This window comes from Algoriphagus sp. (genome assembly GCF_024642405.1).
Taxonomy (GTDB): domain Bacteria; phylum Bacteroidota; class Bacteroidia; order Cytophagales; family Cyclobacteriaceae; genus Algoriphagus.
The window spans coordinates 1-4410 of the sequence record NZ_JAHEBC010000319.1 but is presented as its reverse complement, the minus strand read 5'-3'; the positions used below and the strand labels follow the sequence as shown (position 1 = coordinate 4410).

Sequence of the window (4410 nt, the reverse complement as noted above, 5' to 3'; positions counted from 1 at the left end):
TTTTTAAGCTTCATAAACTACTTTCCTTTTGAATGAAAGCAAGCTGAATTTTGAAAAAAGACTTTTCCAGCGAATTTTTGAATCCTAAATATACACTTGAAATTCAACTTTTATTTATTCAATGAGGAGAGATGCATATAGAAATAATGTCTCATCGAAATTAATCAAATTAAATACTTAGAACTTTCTTAATCCTGAGAAGACTAAAAAAATATCAGATTACAAATTCCAATAATTGATTTGTTTGATAAAAATTATCCAGCCAATTCAACTTATTCACGTATCTCATAATTGGGAAATCGAGAGATTAAAAGAGAAACCCTAAAACAAACTGAATCTAAAGCGTATTCTTTTCTCTTGAAAGTGCTCATTTAATCGATATATTATCGACGATTCAAGATTTAAAATTCAGTTAAAAATCCTTTCTTTGGTAAGAATCTAATGTCAAATGGAGCAAATTAACGAGCGGAGCAATCAAATATCTGAAACTCATCCAAAAGCAATCTTAGCCTTTTTGGATCAAATGACTGGATTTGAAAGTCAAGTAAATTCCCAAATTGATTCCGAGTCTCTTTATGATCTGATATATCAGAAATACCCAAAGTTTATTGTAACTTTTTTATCATATGGTCAGGATTTGATTCCTTCTGATGGAAAAAAAGAACTTCTGCCCTCTCATGATGTGTACCTCTGGCATTACTTTTTTCCAGAAAAATTCAAAAACCTCTCATTGCTGAATCGCGATTTGCTTTTGCAACTTTCAATCGCCCAAAACCGAGAAAAAGAACATAAGATCAGTAAAAAAGAGGTTTCAAATCATTTTGAGGCCTGTAAAAAATTATTACTTACTGAAGTTAATACCCTTTATAAAGATATGGAGGGAATGCACAAATTACTTCTTGAAAAAGAAGGTGCTTTAGGGCGAAAACTTGAGTCTATACAGCATCTCAAAAATCCTTGGAGCGTGTATTTTGATCAACTCAAGACCATTGGACATCATTTTGATATTATCCAAACTTCTAAAGATTTAATTAAGGAAACATTAGTCAGCTTTACTTTGATTAAATCCAATCTGGAACGAATGGGTGTGGAAATCAGAAATGAGAATGAATTTTTCTTATTGAAAACTACAGAAAGCCTAGAACTTTTAAGTCAGATCGATAGTCAACAAAAACTAAAAGAAGGTCTAGACTGGATTGAGAACCTATTAGAGGATCTCATGAAGTTTAATGAAAAAAAAGAAAATCAAATCAGGACGCTTGAAGATTGGGTGGAAAGCCTCAAATCTTTCACAATCCCTGTTGGGACAGATGACGGGCTTTTAATTGAAAAATCAATTGATTTCAAGAAGACCACCACAAAATGGTTAGACTATTACATTCTTCAAGACGTAATGGAACTTTGGGAGGACCAAGAATCGCTTACTACCCGTGTGAAACATGTGCTTTCCTCCTTAAGAGGAAGTTTATCGATATTGATTAAAACGGAATCACTCAGTGATTTCCGAATTGAAAAAGAAACCTTAGAAAAACTACTGGGTGAAGAACGGAAAAACAAAAAAAGAAGCTTAGAGCTACTTTCTCATATAGATGAGTTGATGAAAAAGGACTTTGCGGTAACTCAGCTATATATTGAACCAGAATACCTAAAAGTCCCATTACAGACTTCATTCAGCAGGCTAGGCAATAGTAATTATGGTTTTGAAAAGAAATTAGGAATAGCAATCAAGACATTTTGGTCCAAAATCAGTCGCCAATACGAGGAAGCCAAAGAGAAAACAGCTCACCAGGAATTGGAAAAAGCTTTAAAAATAATAGAAACCCGATCCGCCAAGCCTAATACGGATCATTACCATGCCCTTTTCTTAACCAAAAATTTTGTGGGTGATTTATTTCTTGTATCCCGAATGGGAATTGAAAATCAATTGGAGGAGACGGTAAGACAATGGGATCAAGGAAGTGGTAGATCTATTTTATTGAGTGGAGATCCATTCTCTGGGAAGACTACTCTTGCAGAATATATCTCAAAGCATTTCTTTGCGAAGCGAACGCTAATGCTAAATCCGAATTCGGATATCATTGTGGAAGGCAGGAAATTCAGAACTTCAAAGAATCTGAAAGAGGCTCTTGATTTTATCAAGCGATCAGTAAACAATACCGCGCCCCTGGTGATTTTGGATGATCTTCACCAATGGAGAGATCATGAGCATTCTTTACTGGTAAATATGAAAGCTCTGATAGATTTTATTTCCAACCAATCACAGCGTGTTTTAATATGTGCTACTATTTCTTCAATCCTTTTGAAGCATTTGGATAGCAGAATTCCTTTTTCACTGACCTTCACCAAATTTTATTCAGTTTCTAAATCCACAAATGAAGAAATTTTCAAAGCAATAATGCTTCGCCATGGAGCTTCTCACAAAGACGTTTTGGAAAAGGAAAAAAACCCATTAACGGACAGACAATTGGAAAAAAAGATTCTTTCATTGACAAAGCTCTACGATTATAATTTAGGAGCGGTTCTTCAAGCATGGACTTTTTGCACCGATATTCTTGAAACTGATCAGGTTCGATTTGTTGATAGGGAAATTCAACTCAATGATTTCCTTTCCGATGAGGAAGTTTTGATTCTCAAATATTGTCTACTTTATGGGTATGGATCAGAATTGGAATTAAAAGAATTTTTTACGACCCGGTTTGAAAGTGATATCAAACCTGCTATCCGTAAATTATTAACCATAAACATATTGGGCAGAAATGAAGAAGGACTTCTTGTAGTGAAAGACAGTTTAAAACAAGAAATATATATGTTACTAAATGACCGGGAAGTTTTCGCATAAAGATGAATCAGGAAAATCTATATCATTGGAATAACCTCTTTGCCTTAGGGTTGATACTTCTTGGTATTTTCGCTATTCTAAAGGTTAGTCATTGGCTTGCCAAGCGATATCTGAGACAAAATAAATCGGGTAAGCGAGTAACTAGAATATTGAAAAGACTAAGTCTTTTTTATGTTCCCATTGCCTGGGGTATTCTTATAGTTGCCTTTATATCCATTGATTACATTCGTCACGGCCTGTTGATTGGGGCTGGCTTCATTCTAACTTTTCCTTATCTCAAACATTATATTAGCGGCCTATTCCTGCGCGAAAACCCCATGATTCAAATTGGGGCAGTGGTGCAAGGCAAAAAATTAAAAGGACTAATCCATAAAATCGGAGCACTAGGCTTAGTATTAGGCACCTCTACCGGAGAACATTTTATCTGGCATGGTGAATTTGAACAATCTGGTTTTTCAGTGATCCCTCCTAAATCTACTACTAGATTACAATCCATTTATTTACAATCCCAGTTATCGAAAAAGCAGATTTTAGATTTACTTTTTGACCAACCCATTTTAGCATTCAGCAAACCAATTGACTTAAGAGCTACCAAAAAAGACAATCTTTATGTATTACAATACACCCTTGAAAAAGGAGCAAAAACAGAAGACTTAGTCAGCTTTTTAAGCGAAAATAATATATCCAGTAGCCTAACTGAAAACTTCGAGTAACTATGGAAATCATTTCCTCCTATAATCTTATCATTGAGTTCTCTGTTATCTTGATTCTCTCATTCCTTTTCAATGGGATTTCAAAGCGAACCAATATACCAGCTGTCCTAATGCTTATCGGACTTGGGATTCTGCTTCAATATTTATTGCAAAGCTTCACCAATGAAACCTTTGATTTCTTTCCAATTTTAGAAGTTCTAGGTATCGTCGGTTTGATCATGATTGTTTTAGAGGCTGCACTAGAATTAGAATTAAAACAAGAAAAGCTCTTTCCGATCCTCAAATCCTTTGCAGTGGCTTTGATTGGGCTTTTAGGATCGGTTTGGGCAGCAGTTTGGATTCTGATGACCTTCGTGCCTGATATGACTTCTGAGTCAGCCTGGCTTTACGCTACGCCTTTGTCTATTCTTTCATCGGCAATCATCATTCCCAGTGTGGGAACTTTAAACTACAAAAAGCGGGAATTCCATATCTATGAGGGTACTTTCTCTGATATTCTTGGGATTATGTTGTTTTATTTCCTCACTGGAAAGTTGAATCCGGCCCAAGATTCCGGGGTGGTTGGATTCGGAGGAAACCTTCTGCTTACAATCGCTATTTCTTTGATTGCCAGTTATGGGATAATTCTGATTTTTCAGAACATCAAAAGTCAGGTTAAACTCTTTTTGTTGATTGCTCTTTTACTTCTTCTTTATGCAATCGGCAAAAAAATGCACCTCTCCTCTTTGATCATCATTTTGATCTTTGGATTAGTCATTGCAAATATGAAACTCTTTTTCAGAGGGAGACTTTCCAAATGGCTACACTTTGAAAAGGCACATCAGATTTACCATGAACTGCACACCATAACAGCCGAAA

The 4410-nt window shown here is 35.4% G+C and carries 3 protein-coding genes; all 3 read left to right on the top strand.

What is annotated here, in order from left to right; translation table 11 throughout:
- The first annotated feature begins 448 nt into the window (after window positions 1-448).
- A complete protein-coding gene (locus Q0L68_RS16905; RefSeq protein ID WP_296705406.1) occupies window positions 449-2839 on the top strand; it encodes an ATP-binding protein in 2391 nt (796 codons plus the stop codon).
- Window positions 2840-2841: 2 nt separating this feature from the next.
- Entirely contained in the window at window positions 2842-3552 is a 711-nt protein-coding gene (locus tag Q0L68_RS16900) for a hypothetical protein (RefSeq protein ID WP_296705404.1), read from the top strand.
- A 2-nt stretch (window positions 3553-3554) separates the two neighbouring features.
- Window positions 3555-4410: cation:proton antiporter (locus tag Q0L68_RS16895; RefSeq protein ID WP_296705402.1), on the top strand; the 856-nt coding region annotated here is incomplete at its 3' end.

Excerpts from the sequence above, each read along its gene's own strand:
- Q0L68_RS16900 (WP_296705404.1), top strand. The coding sequence starts at position 2,842 with ATGAATCAGGAAAATCTATATCATTGGAATAACCTCTTTGCCTTAGGG.
- Q0L68_RS16905 (WP_296705406.1), top strand. The coding sequence starts at position 449 with ATGGAGCAAATTAACGAGCGGAGCAATCAAATATCTGAAACTCATCCA.